Origin of the sequence: Leptothrix discophora (assembly GCF_030705305.1) — a bacterium.
GTDB classification, from domain to species: Bacteria; Pseudomonadota; Gammaproteobacteria; order Burkholderiales; family Burkholderiaceae_C; genus Sphaerotilus; species Sphaerotilus discophorus.
Genome location: NZ_JAUZEE010000005.1, coordinates 259,478 through 276,400 on the forward strand (window position 1 = coordinate 259,478; position 16,923 = coordinate 276,400).

General features: G+C 71.0%; 15 protein-coding genes. 7 read left to right on the plus strand and 8 right to left on the minus strand.

Features of this window, described 5'->3' with window-relative positions; all coding sequences use genetic code 11:
• Position 1: 1 nt before the first annotated feature.
• The 4 genes from Q8X39_RS11495 to Q8X39_RS11510 all read right to left on the minus strand — a co-directional run bounded on the left by Q8X39_RS11495 (position 2) and on the right by Q8X39_RS11510 (position 4,027).
• Complete coding sequence (locus tag Q8X39_RS11495) at positions 2–1,009, minus strand: Bug family tripartite tricarboxylate transporter substrate binding protein (RefSeq protein ID WP_305749807.1); 1,008 nt, start codon at positions 1,007–1,009, stop codon at positions 2–4.
• A 37-nt stretch (positions 1,010–1,046) separates the two neighbouring features.
• A complete protein-coding gene (gene ligK / locus Q8X39_RS11500) occupies positions 1,047–1,730 on the minus strand; it encodes a 4-carboxy-4-hydroxy-2-oxoadipate aldolase/oxaloacetate decarboxylase (protein ID WP_305749808.1) in 684 nt (227 codons plus the stop codon).
• A 146-nt stretch (positions 1,731–1,876) separates the two neighbouring features.
• Complete coding sequence (locus Q8X39_RS11505) at positions 1,877–2,905, minus strand: amidohydrolase family protein (RefSeq protein ID WP_305749809.1); 1,029 nt, start codon at positions 2,903–2,905, stop codon at positions 1,877–1,879.
• A gap of 192 nt (positions 2,906–3,097) precedes the next feature.
• A complete protein-coding gene (locus Q8X39_RS11510) occupies positions 3,098–4,027 on the minus strand; it encodes a LysR family transcriptional regulator (RefSeq protein ID WP_305749810.1) in 930 nt (309 codons plus the stop codon).
• A gap of 163 nt (positions 4,028–4,190) precedes the next feature.
• On the opposite strand from Q8X39_RS11510, the gene Q8X39_RS11515 reads away from it, so the two are divergent.
• Genes Q8X39_RS11515 through Q8X39_RS11525 form a run of 3 tightly spaced genes read left to right on the plus strand, consistent with a single transcriptional unit; the run spans position 4,191 to position 7,445 of the window.
• Positions 4,191–5,405 carry an efflux RND transporter periplasmic adaptor subunit gene (locus Q8X39_RS11515; RefSeq protein WP_305749811.1) on the plus strand — a complete coding sequence of 405 codons (1,215 nt, stop codon included), beginning with the start codon at positions 4,191–4,193 and terminating at the stop codon, positions 5,403–5,405.
• 19 nt (positions 5,406–5,424) lie between these two features.
• Positions 5,425–6,669: an ABC transporter permease gene (locus tag Q8X39_RS11520; protein WP_305749812.1), complete on the plus strand. Its 1,245-nt coding sequence runs from the start codon at positions 5,425–5,427 to the stop codon at positions 6,667–6,669.
• Positions 6,666–7,445: an ABC transporter ATP-binding protein gene (locus Q8X39_RS11525; protein ID WP_305749813.1), complete on the plus strand. Its 780-nt coding sequence runs from the start codon at positions 6,666–6,668 to the stop codon at positions 7,443–7,445. The genes Q8X39_RS11520 and Q8X39_RS11525 overlap by 4 nt, the downstream gene beginning before the upstream one ends.
• Before the next feature lie 16 nt (positions 7,446–7,461).
• Here Q8X39_RS11525 and Q8X39_RS11530 read toward each other — a convergent pair whose 3' ends face one another.
• Both Q8X39_RS11530 and Q8X39_RS11535 read right to left on the minus strand, forming a co-directional pair.
• On the minus strand, positions 7,462–8,517 hold the full coding sequence (locus tag Q8X39_RS11530; protein ID WP_305749814.1) for a diacylglycerol/lipid kinase family protein: 1,056 nt from the start codon (positions 8,515–8,517) through the stop codon (positions 7,462–7,464).
• 37 nt (positions 8,518–8,554) lie between these two features.
• Positions 8,555–9,403, minus strand: coding sequence for a 3-hydroxybutyryl-CoA dehydrogenase (locus tag Q8X39_RS11535; protein ID WP_305749815.1), 849 nt, complete (start codon positions 9,401–9,403; stop codon positions 8,555–8,557).
• Positions 9,404–9,628: 225 nt separating this feature from the next.
• Between Q8X39_RS11535 and Q8X39_RS11540 the strand changes: the two genes are divergently transcribed.
• Complete coding sequence (locus tag Q8X39_RS11540; RefSeq protein ID WP_305749816.1) at positions 9,629–12,490, plus strand: valine--tRNA ligase; 2,862 nt, start codon at positions 9,629–9,631, stop codon at positions 12,488–12,490.
• Here Q8X39_RS11540 and Q8X39_RS11545 read toward each other — a convergent pair.
• Complete coding sequence (locus Q8X39_RS11545; RefSeq protein ID WP_305749817.1) at positions 12,456–13,601, minus strand: NAD(P)-dependent oxidoreductase; 1,146 nt, start codon at positions 13,599–13,601, stop codon at positions 12,456–12,458. The genes Q8X39_RS11540 and Q8X39_RS11545 overlap by 35 nt on opposite strands.
• A 206-nt stretch (positions 13,602–13,807) precedes the next feature.
• Between Q8X39_RS11545 and galU the strand changes: the two genes are divergently transcribed.
• Complete coding sequence (gene galU, locus Q8X39_RS11550; RefSeq protein ID WP_305749915.1) at positions 13,808–14,674, plus strand: UTP--glucose-1-phosphate uridylyltransferase GalU; 867 nt, start codon at positions 13,808–13,810, stop codon at positions 14,672–14,674.
• A 141-nt stretch (positions 14,675–14,815) separates the two neighbouring features.
• On the opposite strand, the gene Q8X39_RS11555 is transcribed toward galU, so the two are convergent.
• Complete coding sequence (locus Q8X39_RS11555) at positions 14,816–15,046, minus strand: sulfurtransferase TusA family protein (RefSeq protein WP_305749818.1); 231 nt, start codon at positions 15,044–15,046, stop codon at positions 14,816–14,818.
• A 193-nt stretch (positions 15,047–15,239) separates the two neighbouring features.
• Here Q8X39_RS11555 and Q8X39_RS11560 point away from each other — a divergent pair, with 193 nt between their 5' ends.
• Together Q8X39_RS11560 and Q8X39_RS11565 are read left to right on the plus strand one after the other, a co-directional pair.
• Positions 15,240–15,959 carry a GntR family transcriptional regulator gene (locus Q8X39_RS11560; protein ID WP_305749819.1) on the plus strand — a complete coding sequence of 240 codons (720 nt, stop codon included), beginning with the start codon at positions 15,240–15,242 and terminating at the stop codon, positions 15,957–15,959.
• 13 nt (positions 15,960–15,972) lie between these two features.
• A complete protein-coding gene (locus tag Q8X39_RS11565) occupies positions 15,973–16,920 on the plus strand; it encodes a dihydrodipicolinate synthase family protein (protein WP_305749820.1) in 948 nt (315 codons plus the stop codon).
• The last annotated feature ends 3 nt before the right edge of the window (positions 16,921–16,923 follow it).

Genomic DNA, 16,923 nt, shown 5'->3' on the forward strand with positions numbered 1-16,923 from the left:
CTCAGTCCAGGGAGGCCTTGGCGCGCTGGACCACGCCGGCCCACTTGCCCGATTCGCCGCTGATGAAGGCATTGAACGCGTCGCGCGTGACGGGGAACTGCTCGTAGCCGAAGGTCGCGTAGCGCTGCGCGATGTCCGGTTCGGCCAGCGCGTCCTGGATGTCCTTCTGGATCTTGTCGGCAACCGCCTTGGGCAGGCCGCGGGGCGCGGCGATCGCCGTCCAGCCGGTCACCTCGTAGCCGGCCGGGCCGCCCGATTCGGCTACCGTGGGCACGTCCGGGAAGGCCGGATGGCGCTTGGGCGCGGTCACCGCGATGAACCTGATCTTGCCGGTGCGCTGCAGCGGGCCGGCCGTCGCCAGCGAGCCCAGCGACCAGTTCAGTTCGCCGTTGGCCACGCCGGTGTAGAGCATCGACGTTTCCTTGTAGATGATGTGCTGCATCTCGGTGCCCGTCATCGACTCCAGCAGCGCCGACCCCAGGTGCACCGGGTTGCCCACGCTCCAGGAGCCGTAGTTCAGCTTGCCGGGATGGGCCTTGGCATCGGCCACGATGTCGCCGACCGTGCGGTACGGGCTGTTGGCGGCCACGCCGACGAAGAAGTAGGTGCGGAACAGCGGCGCGATGACGTCGAAGTCCTTGACCGGGTCGTAGGGCAGCTTCTTGAACAGGTGGGGATAGGCGACCAGGTGGACGTTGTCGATCTGGATCAGGTCATGGCCATCGGTGGCGCCGCGCTTGAAGGTGTCGATCGCGATGAAGCCGTTGCCGCCGGGCTTGTTCTCGACCACGACCGGCTTGCCCCACTTCTTCTGCAGCTTCTCGGCCAGCACGCGCAGCACGGCCTCCGGACCGGCACCGGCCGGGAAGGGCGTCAGGATGCGCACGGGCTTGCTCGGGAAGTCCTCGGCCTGCGCGGGCAGACCGGCCAGCAGGGCGGCGCTGGCCAGCATGGCCAGGCCGACGTGGCGCAGGGTGCGCCGACGGGCGCTCGGGTGTCGCGTGTTCATGGGGGTCTCCTTGTGGCAGGTCCGGGGCAGGCCCGTCTCAGTCGATGTACTTGAGGCCGGCGGCGGCCAGCGGCTCGCGCATCTTGTACATGTCCAGGCCCAGCACGCCGCTGGCCAGCTTGGCGCGCTTCTCGCCCTCGAAGCTCTCGCGCTTGATGGCGGCTTCGAGCGTCTGCGCCGCGCGGGCGGCCGGCACGCAGACGACGCCGTCGTCGTCCGCCACGATCACGTCGCCGGGGGTGACCAGCATGCCGGCGCAGACCACCGGGATGTTGACCGAGCCCAGCGTCGCCTTGATCGTGCCCTTGCTGCTGATGGCCTTGCTCCAGACCGGGAAGCCCATCTCCTGCAGCACCTTCACGTCGCGCACGCCGGCATCGATGATCAGCGCACGCGCGCCGCGGGCCTGGAAGCTGGTCGCCAGCAGGTCGCCGAAGTAGCCGTCGCTGCACTCGGCCGTGACCGCCGCGACGACCACGTCGCCCGGCTGGATCTGCTCGGCGGCCACGTGCATCATCCAGTTGTCGCCCGGTTGCAGCAGCACCGTGACGGCCGTGCCCGAGACCTGGCAGCCCGGGTAGATCGGGCGCATGTAGGGCTTCAGCAGGCCGACGCGGCCCATGGCCTCATGCACCGTGGCCGAGCCCAGCGCAGCCAGGCCATCGGCGGCGGCGCGGTCGGCGCGGTTGATGTGGCGGTAGACGACTCCGAGTTCGTACATGGTCTTGCTTCCTTGTCAGTGAGACTTCGATCGAAGGGCTGGCATAACGCTGGGCGTTGCCGGCCGAGCGCCGGGCCGCCCCAAGCCGGCCGGCGAGCCCCCTCGGGGGGCAAGGCTGGCGTACCCGCCAGCCTGGGGGCTCACGTTCACAGGCCCTTGGCCTTGAGGGCGGTATCCAGGCGAGAGAAGACGCGGCGGGCGTTGCCCTCGAACACCATGTGGCGCTCCTCGTCCGTGAGGTTCGCGGTCGCCGCGACGTAGCGCTTGGTGTCGTCGTAGTAGTGGCCGGTGGTCGGGTCGATGCCGCGCACCGCGCCGATCATTTCGCTGGCGAACAGGATGTTCTTCACCGGGATCACGTGGGTCAGCAGGTCGATGCCCGGCTGGTGGTACACGCAGGTGTCGAAGAAGATGTTGTTGAGCAGGTGCTCGTCCAGCAGCGGCTTCTTGAGCTCCTGGGCCAGGCCGCGGAAACGGCCCCAGTGGTAGGGCACCGCGCCGCCGCCGTGCGGGATCAGGAACTTCAGCGTCGGGAAGTCCTTGAACAGGTCGCCGGTCAGGCACTGCATGAAGGCGGTCGTGTCGGCGTTCAGGTAGTGCGAGCCGGTGGTGTGGAAACACGCGTTGCAGCTGGTGCTCACGTGGATCATGGCCGGGATGTCGTGCTCGACCATCTTCTCGTAGATGGGATACCACTGGCGGTCGGTCAGCGGCGGGCTGGTCCAGTGGCCGCCGGACGGATCGGGGTTCAGGTTGATCCCGACGAAGCCGTAGTCCTTGACGCAGCGCTCCAGCTCGGGGATGCAGGTGGCGGGGTCGACGCCCGGCGACTGCGGCAGCATGGCCGCGCCGATGAAGTGGTCGGGAAACAGCTCGCTGACCCGGAAGCACAGCTCGTTGCAGATCGCCGCCCAGGTCGACGAGGTCTGGAAGTCGCCGATGTGGTGGGCCATGAAGCTGGCGCGCGGGCTGAAGATGGTCAGGTCGCTGCCGCGCTGCTTCATCAGCTTGAGCTGGTTGGTCTCGATCGACTCGCGCAGCTCGTCGTCGCTGATCTTGAGCGACTTCGGGTCCGGCGTCTGGCTCGGGTCCTTGAGCGCCGCGATCTGCAGGTCGCGCCAGGCGCCGAGGGCGGCCGGTGCGGTGGTGTAGTGGCCGTGGACGTCGATGATCATCGGGGCTCTCCGGGTGGGGCTTGAGGCGGAACGGGTCTGTGGGCCTCCCCGGAAGCGATGCCACCCCGGTTCAGCGTGGCGCGATTGTGAGAACGCGCAGCCATGCCGGCAACGGGGGGTGACGGACTAGCAGCTATCGCGGAGCGGCATGGATTGGCCTGCGGCTCGCACCGGCTCCGTCCGGCGGCTCCCTCACCCCGGCAACGACCCCGCCGCCGCGTTCTGCGGCAGGCGGGTGACCAGCTCGCGCAGGACCTGGCAGCTCTGGCGGACCAGGGCGTTGGGACGCTTGTGGGCCGGGGTGGCCAGGCAGAGCACGCTGCTCAGGGCCGGACCGGTCAGGGGGCGCACCACCAGCCGGTCGGCCTGGCCGCTGGCCTGCACGGCGCTGGCGGTCAGGACCGCGTGGCCATAGCCGGCGGCGACCAGGTCGATGATGGCGGCGATGCTGGAGACCTCCCAGGCGATGTCCAGCTGCAGGCCGACCAGCGTCGCCTGGCTGTCGAGCAGGCGGCGGATGACGTGCTGGCGTTCGGGCAGCACCAGCGCGTAGCCGGCCAGCTCGCGCAGCGGCAGCGGGGCACGGCTGGCGTCGGCCGGGTCGGGCGTGGCGGGGCTGACCAGGCAGAGCGTTTCCTGCAGCAGCGGCGAGATCTGCAGGGCCGGCTGGGCCTCCGGGTTGTAGAGCAGGCCGAGGTCGACCCGGCCGGTGGCGATCCATTCGCTGACGTGGGCGGACATGCCCTCGACGATGGCCAGGCGGGCCTGCGGCAGGCGGCGCTGGAAGGCGTCGATCAGCGGCAGCGTGAGCTGGCGGCCGATGGTCGGCGGCAGGCCGATGTTGACGCGGCCGACCGGGGCGTCGCGGCTGGTGCCCATGTCTTCCTGGGCCTGCGCGACCTGCTGGAGGATCTGCACGCAATGGTCGAACCAGCGCCGGCCGGCCTCGGTCATCTCGACGCCGCGGCCGTTGCGCGTCAGCAGGGTCTCGCGCAGCTCGGTCTCGAGCGTGCGGACCTGCCGGCTCAGCGCCGGCTGGGCAATGTCCAGCACGACGGCGGCCTTGCTGAAGCTGCCCAGTTCGGCGACCTGGACGAAGTATTCGAGCTGCTTGAGGTTCATCGCGGTGCGGCAGGGGTGGCCGTGCCAGTGTCGCCCAGCGGACCGGCGTCGCCGCGTGCGGGCATACCCCGGCGGGTGAGTCTGCCGCTTGGCGGCGGACATCGGCCCGGCCCGGAGGGCATGACATGATCCGCGCCCGTGCCATGAAGATCGGAGACCTCGCGTGCGTCGATACAAGGGCTGGCTGATCGCCGGCGTGCTGCTGGCCGTGGCGATCGGTGGCGGAACCTGGTGGTGGCGCCTGTCGCCGCTGGAGGTCACGACCGCCCGGGTCGGCCGCGGGCCGGCGGTCGAGGCGGTCTATGCGACCGGGCTGGTCGAGCCGACCGTGCAGATGCCGGTGGCGCCGCGCACCGGCGGGCGACTGGTGCAGTGGCTGGTCGAGGAGGGCGCGCAGGTGCGGCGTGGCCAGGTGCTGGCCCGGCTGCAGGCCACCGAGCTGGACCAGACCGTGCAGGAGCTGGGCGCACGCGAGAAGCTCGCCCGCATCCAGCTGGACCGCACGCAGGCGCTGGTCAGCGAGCAGTTCCTGTCGCGCGCCGAGCTGGACCGGGTCCAGGCCGAGGTCAGCGCCGCCGAAGCCGCGACCCGGCGCGCCCAGGCCCAGCGCGACGACATGGAATTGCGCGCCCCCGCCGACGGCACGGTGCTGCGGCGCGACGGCGAGCCCGGCCAGGTCATCGCCGCGGGCCAGACGCTCTACACGCTGGCCTGCTGCGCGCCGCTGCGCGTGACGGCCGAGGTCGACGAGGAAGACATCGTGCGGGTGCGCCGCGGCCAGCGGGTGCTGCTGCGCAGCGAGGCCCTGCCCGGCCGCGTCTTCGAGGCCGAGGTGGCCGACATCACGCCCAAGGGCGACCCGGTGGCCCGCAGCTGGCGCGTGCGCATCCGCCCGCGCGAGGCGGCGGTGCTCGAAGCCGCCGGTGCCCGCGCGGGCATGACCATGGACGCCAACATCGTCATCGCCCGCCGCGACGACGTGCTGCTGATGCCCAGCCGCGCGCTGACGGTGCCGGGGCTGGCGCCGGAGAAGGGCGCGTCGAACGCGTCGAACGCGGTGGCGACCGGTGCGATCGAGCCGGCGTCGGCTGCGTCGACGTCTGCATCTGCATCTGCGGCTTCGGCGCCGCCGCCCGTCACGCCCAGCCGCAAGCTGCAGGTCTGGGTGGTCGATGCGCGCGGCGCACTGCGGCGCCAGCCGGTCACGCTGGGCGTGGCCGGTGGCGAGCGCAGCGAGGTGCTGGCCGGGCTGGCCGAGGGCGACACGCTGGTGGTTGGCGCGGTCGAGCAGGGCGCCGGCCTGCGTGAGGGCCGTCAGGTCCGCGCCCAGCCGGCCGCTGTGTCGCCGGTTGTGGTGCCGGCGGCGGCGCCGCGCTGAACCGGCGGTCCCGCACGACATGGCGATCGCCCTCGACATCGCGCTGGCGCACCTGACCAGCCGCCGCCGCCAGACCCTGGTCTCGCTGACCGGCGTGGTGCTGGGCGTGGCCTTCTTCCTCGCGGTGTCCTCGCTGATGCGGGGCTCGGAGGCCGACTTCCTCAGCCGCCTGGTCGATAACAGCCCGCACATCACCGTCTACGACGAGTTCCGCAGCGCGCCGGTGCAGCCGGCCGAGCTGGCCTTTCCGGATGCGGCGGTGTCCATCGCGCACGTCAAGCCGCAGCGCGAGACGCGCGGCATCCGCGGCTGGCGCGAGCGGCTGGCGCAGGTGGAGTCGCTGCCCGGCGTGCGGGTCGCGCCGGTGCTGTCGGGCTCGGCGGTGCTGACCTTTGCCGGGCGGCAGCAGGGTGTGTCGCTCAGCGGCGTGGTGCCCACGCGCATGAAGGACGTCAGCACGATCGAGCAGAAGATGCGGGTCGGCTCGCTCGATGCGCTGTCGGCCGACTCGAACGGCGTGATCGTCGGCCAGGGCCTGATCGACAAGTTCGGCCTGCGCCTGGGCAGCGCCATCAGCGTGGCCGGGGCCGACGGCCAGGCCCGCACGCTGCGCGTGGTCGGCATCTTCCGCACCGGCAACGCCGGCTACGACGAGGGCCAGGCCTTCGTGCTGCTCAAGCGCGCGCAGAGCCTGCTGGGGCGCGAGAACCGGGTCAACCGCTTCGTGATCCAGCTCGACGACGCCTACCGGGCGCGCGACGTGGCGCTCGCGATCGAGGCGGCCACCGGCTACAAGAGCGTCTCGTGGATCGAGGCGTCCGAGGACTTCCTGAGCCTGCTGCTGGTGCGCAACATCATCATGTACAGCGTGGTCGCCGCCATCCTGGTGGTGGCGTCCTTCGGCATCTACAACACCATCTCGACCATCGTGATGGAGAAGACCCGCGACATCGCGATCATGAAGTCGATGGGCTTCCACGCCCGCGACATCCGCCACATCTTCCTGCTCGAAGGCGTCATCGTCGGCCTGCTGGGCAGTGCCGCCGGCGTGCTGCTGGGCGTGGGGCTGATGCGGCTGCTGGGCATCGTCGAGATCAAGCCGCCGGGCGTGCAGGAAACGGTGCGCCTGCCGCTGTGGTGGGGTGCCGACCAGTTCATGCTGGCAGCGGCCTTCGCGCTGGTGTCCTGCGTGGCGGCGTCCTACTTGCCGGCGCGCCGGGCCGGCCGGGTCCATCCGGTCGACATCCTTCGGGGGGCGGCATGATCGAGCCGAGCTTCGGGCCGGAAGCCGGCGGCGGCGCGGCGGTCGCCGTGCCGGTCGATCCGGTTGGTGATCCGGTCGGCGATCCGGCCACCGCCGCCATCGCCGCGCAAGGGCTGCGCAAGCGGCTCGACGGCGAGGTGCCGGTCACGCTGATCGACGGCGTGGACCTGCGCATCGAGCGCGGCGAGTTCGTCTGCATCATGGGCCCGTCGGGCTCGGGCAAGTCCTCGCTGCTCTACCTGCTGGGCCTGCTGGACGTGCCCACCGAAGGCCGCATCTGGATCGCCGGCCAGCGCACCGATGCGTTCGACGAGGACGCCATCACCGACCTGCGGCTGGCGCGGCTGGGCTTCGTCTTCCAGTTCCACTTCCTGCTGGCCGAGTTCAGCGCGCTGGACAACGTGCTGCTGCCGATCCGCAAGCTCGGCCGTCTGCGCGACGAAGCCGCGATCGAGCGCGGCCTGGCGCTGCTGGAACGCTTTGACCTGAAGGCGCATGCCCACAAGCATCCGAGCCAGCTCTCGGGCGGCCAGCGCCAGCGCGTGGCGATCGCCCGGGCGCTGGCCAACGACCCGCCGGTCATCCTGGCCGACGAGCCGACCGGCAACCTCGACTCGGCCTCCAGCGCCAACGTGCGCGACCTGCTGCGCGAGCTGACGCGCGAGATGGGCAAGACGGTGGTGGCGGTGACGCACGAGAGCCGCTTCGCGTCGGTGGCCGACCGCCGCATCGGCATCGTCGACGGCCGCATCGACCTGGACTGGCGTCCCGCCTGATCGGGCGGCGTGCGGCTCAGGCCGGCGAGCGCTGTTCGTCGTCCGGCAGCGGCATCGGGTAGGTCGACGGCGGCGGTGCCGGGGCCGGTGCCGGTTCCAGCGGCAGGCCGTGGCCCAGCGGTCGGGCGGCGGCGTGGGCGTCGCCCTGGCGGGTCGACGGCGCGCTCAGCATGTGGGCGCCGACCAGGTGCAGTGCGCGCGGCAGCACCCGCACGCTGAAACGGGTGGTGGCGGGCTGCGGTTCGCCGTCGATCGAGATCGGCATCGGCTCGGCCGCGTCGACCAGCAGCTTGCGGGTGTTGTGCAGGCTGACCTGCGGCGGGTGGACGTGGCGGCCCTGGCGCATGCGCCACAGCACGGCCGGGCCGGCATCGGCCAGCACCAGGGTGTCGAGCCGGTGGTCGTCCAGCCGCGCGTGCGGTGCCTGCGGCAGGCCGCCGAGCGCGCCTTCGGCATTGCAGACCGACACCGACCAGGCCGTGCCGTCGTGTTCGAGCTGGCCGTTGACCCAGATCTTCAGCGCCTGCGATTGGCTCGCGGCGCGGGCGGCCAGGCCGCTCCAGAGCTGTCGCACCGGCAGCGGCCACCAGCGCGGCAGCGCGCTGGCGCGGGCGTCCTGGCGCGCGGCCAGGCCGGCGCCCAGGCGGCCGACGAAGTGGCGCGTGTCGGTGTCCGTCTCGTACTGGCCCAGGTCGACCGCGGCGGTCGGCGCGTAGAGCGCGTAGGGCAGGGCCTCGCGCCAGGTCAGGCCGGCCACGCCGAGCGCGCGGGCGATGTCGTTGTGACGGCCGGCCGCGATCAGCCCGACGCGGTGGCCGCAGCGCATCAGCGCGGGCAGCATGCGCTGCAACGTGCCGTCGCCGCCGACCAGCACGACGCGGGTCCGCACCGCCAGGATGGCCAGCGTGGCCAGTGCGGCATCGGGGCTGTCGGGCACCAGCAGCGCGACACCGGGCGCGTGGCGCGCCAGCCAGGCCTCGATGGGCCGGCGCAGCGCCAGCGCACGGCCGCCATCGGCATGGCGGTTGAGCATCACGACGCCCGCAGGCTGGCTCGACGGAGGGAAGGGCATCGGCAGGCGCGGGCTCGTGCGGCGGGCGGGTCCGGACTCAGTAGGTGTAGACGCCGCGCCCGGTCTTGCGGCCCAGCCAGCCGGCCGCGACCATCTCCTTGAGCAGCGGCGCGGGGCGGTACTTGCCGTCGTTGTATTCGGCCATGTAGACGTTCATCACGGCCAGGCAGACGTCCAGCCCGATCATGTCGGCCAGCGCCAGCGGGCCGATCGGCTGGTTGGTGCCGAGCTTCATGCCCGCGTCGATGTCCTCGGCGGTGGCGATGCCCTCGGCCAGCACGAAGAAGGCCTCGTTGATCATCGGCACCAGGATGCGGTTGACGACGAAGCCCGGCGCGTTCTTCACCGTGATCGGCGTCTTGCCCAGGCGCTCGGCCAGGTCCTTGACGGCGGCGTGCGTGGCATCGCTGGTCTGCAGGCCGCGGATGATCTCGACCAGCGCCATCAGCGGCACCGGGTTGAAGAAGTGCATGCCGATGAAGCGGTCGGCGCGCTGCGTCGCGGCGGCCAGCTTGGTGATCGAGATCGAGCTGGTGTTGCTCGCCACGATCACCTCCGGTGCCAGCAGGCCGTCGAGCTGCTGCAGGATCTTGACCTTCAGCGCCTCGTTCTCGGTCGCGGCCTCGACGACGATCTGCGCGCCGCTCAGCGCGGCATGCTCGGTGGAGGTCTGGATCAGCGCCAGCGCCGCATCCTTCTGCGCGGCGGTCAGCTTGTCCTTCTTGATCAGGCGGTCCAGGCTGCCGGCAACGGTGGCGACGCCCTTGGCCAGCGCGGCCTCGGCCACGTCGATCATGACCACGTTCAGGCCGGCCACCGCGCAGGCTTGCGCGATGCCGTTGCCCATCGTGCCGGCGCCGATGATGCCGACGGTCTGGATGCTCATGGGAATGCTCCGGATCAGGGGGAAAGGCAGGTCGGACACGGGGCACGGCGGCACCCGCATCCAGGGGTGCGGCGCATTCTGCCGTCGCGACATGGCCGGCGTGGCGGTCCGGCGGTGCCGCACTCCATAAAATCCGCCCCTCCGATCCCGCAGCCCGGCCGCGAGTGTGGCGACCCCACCACTCGGAACCCCTCGCCGCAGCCGCGCAGCCACCCCAGAAGAGCCATGAGCGACGCCCTGACCAAATCCTTTGAACCCGCCCCGATCGAAGCCAAGTGGGGCCCGGCCTGGGAGGCCAGCGGCGCCTACGTCCCGACGCTCGACGCCTCGCGGCCGAGCTTCTCGATCCAGCTGCCGCCGCCCAACGTGACCGGCACGCTGCACATGGGCCACGCGTTCAACCAGACCATCATGGACGCGCTGACCCGCTACCACCGCATGCGCGGCCACAACACGCTGTGGGTGCCGGGCACCGACCATGCCGGCATCGCCACGCAGATCGTGGTGGAGCGCCAACTGCAGGGCCAGGGCATCAGCCGGCATGACCTGGGCCGCAAGAACTTCGTCGCCCGGGTCTGGGAATGGAAGGAGCAGAGCGGCTCGACCATCACCCGCCAGATGCGCCGCATGGGCGACAGCGTGAGCTGGGCGCACGAGTACTTCACGATGGACGAGAAGCTCTCGAAGGTCGTGACCGAGACCTTCGTGCGCCTGCACGAGGAAGGCCTGATCTACCGCGGCAAGCGGCTGGTCAGCTGGGACCCGATCCTGAAGTCCGCCGTCTCCGACCTGGAGGTCGAGAGCGAGGAGGAGGACGGCTCGCTCTGGCACATCCGCTACCCGGTTGACGGCTCGGATGCATCGCTGGTCGTGGCCACCACCCGGCCCGAGACGATGCTCGGCGACACGGCGGTGATGGTCCATCCGGAGGACGAACGCTACGCCCACCTGATCGGCCGCAGCGTGCGCCTGCCCATCACCGGCCGCCTCGTGCCGGTGATCGCCGACGACTACGTCGACCGCGCCTTCGGCACCGGCGTGGTCAAGGTCACGCCCGCGCACGACACCAACGACTACCAGGTTGGCCTGCGCCATGGCCTGCCGATGATCACGATCTTCACGCTCGACGCGAAGGTGGTCGACACGCTCGACGAGATCCCCGCCGCCTACCGCGGGCTGGACCGCTTCGTCGCCCGCAAGCAGATCGTCGCGCAGCTGGAGGCCGACGGCCTGCTGGTCGAGGTCAGGAAGCACAAGCTGATGGTGCCGCGCTGCGCCCGCACCGGCCAGATCATCGAGCCGATGCTGACCGACCAGTGGTTCGTCGCGATGAGCAAGCCGGGCCACAACGGCCAGTCGATCGCGCAGGAGGCGATCGAGGCGGTCGCCTCCGGCGACGTGCGCTTCGTGCCCGAGAACTGGGTCAACACCTACAACCAGTGGATGAAGAACATCCAGGACTGGTGCATCAGCCGCCAGCTCTGGTGGGGTCACCAGATCCCCGCCTGGTACGGCAGCGGCGGCGAGCTGTTCGTCGCCCGCAGCGAGGCCGAGGCGCGCGCCAAGGCCGATGCGGCCGGCTACGTCGGCGAGCTGGTGCGCGACGAGGACGTGCTCGACACCTGGTACTCGTCCGCGCTGGTGCCCTTCAGCACGCTGGGCTGGCCCGAGCAGACGATCGAGCAGGACCTGTTCCTGCCCAGCAGCGTGCTGGTGACCGGCTACGACATCATCTTCTTCTGGGTCGCCCGGATGATCATGATGACCAAGCACTTCACCGGCCGCGTGCCCTTCCGCGACGTCTACATCCACGGCCTGGTGCTCGACGCGCAGGGCAAGAAGATGAGCAAGTCCGAAGGCAACGTGCTCGACCCGGTCGACCTGATCGACGGCATCGCCCTGCCCGAGCTGCTGGACAAGCGCACCCAGGGCCTGCGCAAGCCGGAGACCGCGCCCAAGGTCCGCAAGGCGACCGAGAAGGAGTTCCCCGACGGCATCCCGGCCTACGGCGCCGACGCGCTGCGCTTCACCTTCGCGGCCATGGCCAGCCTGGGCCGCAGCGTCAACTTCGACAGCAAGCGCTGCGAGGGCTACCGGAACTTCTGCAACAAGCTCTGGAACGCCACCCGCTTCGTGCTGATGAACACCGAGGGCGAGGACTGCGGCCTGATGCCGCACACCAAGGCCGAATGCGCGGTCGGCGGCGCGGCCCACGGCTACATGCGCTTCAGCGCGGCCGACCGCTGGATCAGCAGCGAGATCCAGCGCGTCGAGCAGGCGGTCGAGCAGGGCTATGCCGACTACCGGCTGGACAACGTCGCCAACGCCATCTACCAGTTCGTCTGGGACGAGTACTGCGACTGGTACCTGGAGATCGCCAAGGTCCAGCTCGCCGAGGCCAAGGCCGCCGGCGACGAGGCCAGCGCGCGCGCCACGCGCCGCACGCTGATCCGCGTGCTGGAGACCATCCTGCGCCTGCTGCACCCGATCACGCCCTTCATCACCGCCGAGCTGTGGGAGGTGGTCGCGCCGGTGGCCGGCCGCAAGGCGCCGGGCTCGACCGACGGCATCGTCACCGCCGCCTACCCGAAGGCCGAGCCGGACCGCATCGACGCGGCCGCCGACGCCTGGGTGGCCCAGCTCAAGAGCCTGGTCGGCGCCTGCCGCGCGCTGCGCGGCGAGATGGGCCTGTCGCCGGCCGAACGCGTGCCGCTGATGACGCTGGGCGACGCCGCCTTCATCGACGTGGCCGCGCCGGTGCTCAAGGCGCTGGCCAAGGTCAGCGAGGTGCAGCGCTTCGACGACGAGGCCGCCTACGCCGCCGCCACCCAGATGGCGCCGGTGCTGGTGCAGGGCGAGGTGCGCCTGGCGCTGAAGGTCGAGATCGACGTGGCCGCCGAGCGCGAGCGCCTGGGCAAGGAAATCGCCCGCCTGAGCGGCGAGATCGCCAAGGCCGAGGCCAAGCTGGGCAACGAGAGCTTCGTCGCGCGCGCCCCGGCCGCCGTGGTGGCGCAGGAGCGTCAGCGCATGGCCGACTTCGGCGCGACCCTGGTCAAGCTGCGAGACCAGCTGACGCGTCTGGCCTGACGCGTCGCGGCGCGCCGCCCGGGTCCGGGCCGGGACCCGGTTCGGGCGCCTGCCCGCCGGTGCCCTGCAGGTGAGAGGGCATCGGCCGGTGGCCGTTCCCGTTCGTGTTCCCGTTCCCGTTCCCCGGCGTCGGCATGTGCCCGTTCACGCCGGCCGCCCGCTGGGCCGATTCGGCCGCCGCCGCCTGCCGCCGCGTGCCGGGGCGCGGTGCCTGCGGCGCCGTGCGCAGCACCTCGTCGACCTGCTTGGCGACGCCCCAGGCGCTGCGCACGCGGGCCTCGCGGGTGTAGGCCGCCAGGCGCGGCGTGGCCAGCAGGCCGCGCACGCCGTGCAGCGGCTGGCCGGGCTCCAGCGAGCTGGCGCCGATGTTGTCCATCCAGGCGGCGGTCAGCTGGCCGCCGGTCAGGGCCTGGGCCAGCACGTCCTCGTCGAACAGCTCCAGCGGCGACACGCTCACCAGCACCTGGCCATGCTTGGCGAACGCGAGCGCCCGCTCGCCCAGCAGGCCGCGGTAGCGGCTGAAATAGCCCATCTGCACGCAGACCGCGTCGCAGCTCTCGAACAGCTCGCGCAGGCCCAGCGGCTGGATGCCCCAGCGCGGCCAGTTGCCGTCGCTGGCATGCAGCGACGGGTCGTAGCCGACCACCCGGGTGCCCAGCGGCTGGACCATCCGGGCGACGGTGCGCGCGGTCGCGTTCATGCCAATCAGGCCGACGGTGCTGGTGCCCAGCTCGCGGCCGGCGACCCGGCCCATCTCCTCGGGACTGGGTCGCAGCAGGGCCAGCAGGGCGCCGAGGATGAACTCGGCCTCGGCCGGCGCGGCCGCCTCGATGCAGCGCACCACCTCGACGCCGGCGCGGGTGCAGGCGCTCAGGTCGATGTTCTCGTGACCGCCGACGATGCGGCCGATCACCCGCAGCCGTGGCGACTGCGCCAGCACGCGCTGGTCGACCGACAGGTGCGGCGGCAGCAGCACGCCGCGGGCCTGCGACAGGGCATCCAGGAAGACCCGCCGGTCCTGTGCCAGGCGCGGCGCATAGAACAGCTCATGGCGGGCATCCAGCCACTGCAGGACCTCGGCTTCGAGCGGTTCGGCGATGAGCAGGTCCATGCGGGGGCGCGGGCGGTCTGGGCACTATTTGGAGTCTCTCGATGGTAGGGAGAGGGGCGCCCCGGACGTCCCCCTCGAACAGGGGCCAAGCGGTCATGTCTGCGTGCCAGAATGAATCCGTTTGTCCAGTTCCAGACCACCCGGATGTGGCACCCAGGCCTTCCGCGATCCCTCCAGCACCATCCATGAACACCCTCAGGCAGGACATGAAAGTCAACAAGGCAATCTTTCCCGTGGCCGGTCTCGGCACCCGTTTCCTGCCGGCCACCAAGGCCCAGCCCAAGGAAATGCTGCCGGTGGTCGACAAGCCGCTGATCCAGTACGCGGTCGAGGAAGCCTATGCGGCCGGGGTGCGGGAGATGATCTTCGTGACCGGCCGCCACAAGCGCCCGATCGAGGACCACTTCGACATGACCTTCGAGCTGGAGGTGGCGCTGGAGCAGGCCAACAAGCTGGAGCTGCTGGAGGTCGTGCGCAGCGTCAAGCCCAAGGACATGGAATGCATCTACGTGCGCCAGGCTCAGGCGCTGGGCCTGGGCCACGCCGTGCTGTGCGGCCAGCGCCTGGTCGGCAACGAGCCCTTCGCGGTGCTGCTGGCCGATGACCTGATGATCGGCCAGCCGCCGGTGCTGTCGCAGATGGTCGAGCAGTTCAACGAGTGGCGCGCCTCGATCCTGGCCGTGCAGGAAGTGCCGGCCGAGCACACCAAGCGCTACGGCATCGTCGCCGGCACGCTGGTCAACGACCGGCTGATGGACGTCACCAAGATCGTCGAGAAGCCGGCTCCCGAGGTCGCACCATCGCGCTGGGGCGTGGCCGGTCGCTACATCCTCACGCCGGGCGTCTTCCACGAGATCGCCACCCAGCCGCGCGGCGTGGGCGGCGAGATCCAGCTGACCGACGGCATCGCCGCGCTGCTGCGCCGCGAGAAGGTCTTCGCCTACCGCTACGAGGGCAAGCGCTACGACTGCGGCAGCAAGGAGGGCTTCCTGCAGGCCAACGTCGAGCTGGCGCTGGACCACCCCGAGGTCGGCGAGAGCTTCCGGGCCTTCCTGCGGGACCTCAAGGTGTGAGTTGAGCCCCTCGTCCGACGGGTACGTCGGCCGATCCCCCAAGGGATGTCCGAGCTACCGGGCGGGCAGCGGGCGGCCCTGAATGCAGGAAGCCCACGCAGCGATGCGTGGGCTTCGTCGTTTCTGGTGGCCGGAGCGGGTTCAGCGGTGCCGCAGCACGTGCAGGAACTCGTTGTTGGGCAGGTTCTCCTGCTCGATCAGCAGGTGGCCGGTCTGGCGCGCGAAGGCCTGGAAGTCGCGCACCGAGCCGGGGTCGGTGGACAGCACCCGCAGCGTTTCACCGGCGGCCATGTCGGCCAGCGCCTTCTTGGTCTTCAGGATGGGCAGCGGGCAGGTCAGACCGCGCGTGTCGAGTTCCTTGTGGGCATCCATCAGCATCTCCTTATGCATGGATTCTAGCCAGACACCCACGCCGGTCCGCGTCGACCGGCATCACCGGGCCCCTGGGTTTTCTCGCGTGACGGATGCTGGCTGCTGACTAACATGTCAGTGTGCTTCCAGTTCTTCCTGCCTCTTCCCACCGCATGCACGTGCCCCGCAGGCTCAGGCCGGGCAAGGGGCTGGCATGAGCTCCCTGCGAGAGCGGGCCTACGAGAATTTCCAGCAGCAGATCGTCGAGGCCCACATCCGCCCCGGCCAGTTCGTGTCGCAGCGTGAACTGATGCAGCTGCTGGACATGCCGCTGGGTGCCGTGCGCGAGCTGATCCCGAGGCTGGAGGCCGAAGGCCTGCTGCGCACCGTGCCGCAACGCGGGCTGCAGATCGTGCAGGCGGACATCACGCTGGTGAACAACGCCTTCGGCCTGCGCCGGCTGATCGAGCTGGAGGCCGCGCGGCGCTACGTCGAGACCGTCTCCGGTACCGAGCTGGATGCGGTCGAGGCGGCCCACCGCGCCATCGTCGAACGCGCCCGCAGCGGGCCGATCGACGATGCGCTGCTCAACGACGCCACCGCCGTCGACTGGGGCCTGCACGACCGCATGGTCGATGCGCTCGGCAACGCGCTGGTCTCGCAGACCTACCGCATCAACAGCCTGCGGGTGCGGCTGATCCGGCTCGAAGGCTCGCTGCTGTCGGCCGATGCGCTGCTCCCGGCGATGGAGGAGCACCTCTGGTTCCTGACCGCGCTGCGGCGCCGCGATGCCCCCGCCGTGCTGGCGCGGCTGGGCCACCACATCGACAGCGCGCATCGCCGCGTGCTGGGGCTGGCGCGGCCACCGCTGCCGGCCGAGCCTGGCGAAGCACAGACCGCGAACGACGCGAACGACGCGAACCCAACGACCTGAAGGAAGTCCCGCCATGAGCCCCCATCCCATCGACCGCCTGCCCGGCATCTGGCCCGCGATGCTGACGCCGCTGCGCGCCGACGGCACGATCGACCTTGAACGCTTTGCCGCCCATGGCCGCGCGCTGCTGGCCTCCGGCTGCGGCGGCCTGACGCCCTTCGGGACGACCGGCGAAGGGCCTTCCTTCAGCGTGGCCGAGCGCATCGCCGCGGTCGACGCGCTGGTCGCCGGCGGCATCCCGGCCGAGCGGCTGCTGGTCTCGACCAGCGCGTGCGCGCTGACCGACCTGATCGATCTGACCGTGCACGCTACCCGCATCGGCGCCTGGGGCACGATGCTGATGCCGCCCTTCTTCTTCAAGGGCATGTCCGATGCCGGCGTGGTGGCCGTCTACGATCAGGTCATCGCCGCCGCCCGCGCGGCCCATGCCGAGCAGGCACGGACCCAGCCGTTGCGCCTGATGCTCTATCACATCCCCCAGGTCGCCGGCATCGGCCTGACCCACGGCGTGATCGGCACGCTGCTGGCGCGGCATGCCGACCTCATCGTCGGCGTCAAGGACAGCCAGTGCCAGCTGGCTCATTCGCTGAGCCTGCTGGAAGCCTTCGGTCCGGCGCTGATGGTGCACGTCGGCAACGAACCCGACCTGCCCGAGCTGGGCCGGCGCGGCAGCACCGGCGCGGTCAGCGGCCTGGCCAACTTCATCCCGCGCACGGTCCAGCGCCTGGTCGGCCAGCCCGATGCGCCGACCACGCCGGACGACCTCGCCTTCGTCCAGGCCCTGCTGGGCGCCCTTGGCGGCTATGCGCTGGTGCCGGCCTTCAAGGGCATCCTGGCGCTGCGCGAACACGACCTCGGCTGGCTGCCGGTGCGCGCGCCGCTGCAGGCGCTGACGCCCGAGGACCTGCCGAAGCTGCAGGCCGCGCTGGCCGCCGTCGGCCATCCGCAGCGACCCGATTGACGG